This is a genomic window from Actinotalea sp. C106, from assembly GCF_023630195.1.
Lineage (GTDB): Bacteria > Actinomycetota > Actinomycetes > Actinomycetales > Cellulomonadaceae > Actinotalea.
The window spans coordinates 1-904 of record NZ_JALPKN010000560.1; the positions used below are offsets into that span (position 1 = coordinate 1).

The following is a 904-nucleotide window of genomic DNA, read 5'->3' on the forward strand; positions in this document are numbered from 1 at the left end:
CGTCGGCTGCTCGGGCTCGTCGGCCCGCCCGGGGCGGGCAAGTCGACCCTCGCCGTACAGCTCGTGGCCGACCTCGACGGCCTGGCGGCCCTGGTGCCGATGGACGGCTTCCACCTGGCGCAGGCCGAGCTCGAACGGCTCGGCCGGGCCGACCGCAAGGGCGCCCCGGACACCTTCGACGCCGCGGGGTTCGTCGTCCTCCTGGAACGACTGGCCGCACAACGGCCCGGGCGAGGGGCGACGGGGGAGACGGTCTACGCCCCGCGCTTCGACAGGCACCTCGAGGAGCCCGTCGCGGGGGCGGTCGCGGTCGAGGCGGAGGTCCCCCTCGTGGTCGTCGAGGGCAACTACCTGCTGCACGACGACGGTGCGTGGGCCCGCGTCGCCCCGTTGCTCGACGAGTGCTGGTACCTCGACCTGGAGCCCGCGACGCGCCGCGAGCGCCTCGTGGCCCGGCACGTCACCCACGGCCGGAGTCCCGAGGCGGCCCTGGCCTGGGTGCTCGGGACCGACGAGCCGAACGCCCAGCTGATCTCCCGGGGCCGCGGGCGTGCGACACGGCACGTCCTCGTCCCGTGACCGCGGGGCTCCCGCGGGATGGCACGACGGGATGGCACCACGGGATGGCGGCGGGATGGCACGGCGGGATGGCACGGCGGGATGGCACCGCAGGATGGCGCCGCGGGATGGAAGACTGAGCGCCGTGACCTACCCCGCTCGCGCCGTCGTCGACCTCGACGCGATCAGCGCCAACGTGACCGCCCTCGCGGACCGTGCCGGCCCGGCCGCGGTGATGGCCGTGGTCAAGGCCGACGCCTACGGGCACGGGCTGGTGCCCAGCGCCCGGGCAGCCCTGGCCGGTGGCGCGACCTGGCTCGGTGCGGCCCAGGTCGAAGTCGGATCG

2 protein-coding genes are annotated in these 904 nt (G+C 75.9%); both read left to right on the top strand.

What is annotated here, in order from left to right; genetic code table 11:
- A partial coding sequence (locus L0B03_RS18470) for a nucleoside/nucleotide kinase family protein (protein WP_250448551.1) occupies positions 1 to 579 on the top strand: 579 nt, incomplete at its 5' end.
- A 94-nt stretch (positions 580 to 673) separates the two neighbouring features.
- Positions 674 to 904: alanine racemase (locus L0B03_RS18475; RefSeq protein WP_250448553.1), on the top strand; the 231-nt coding region annotated here is incomplete at its 3' end.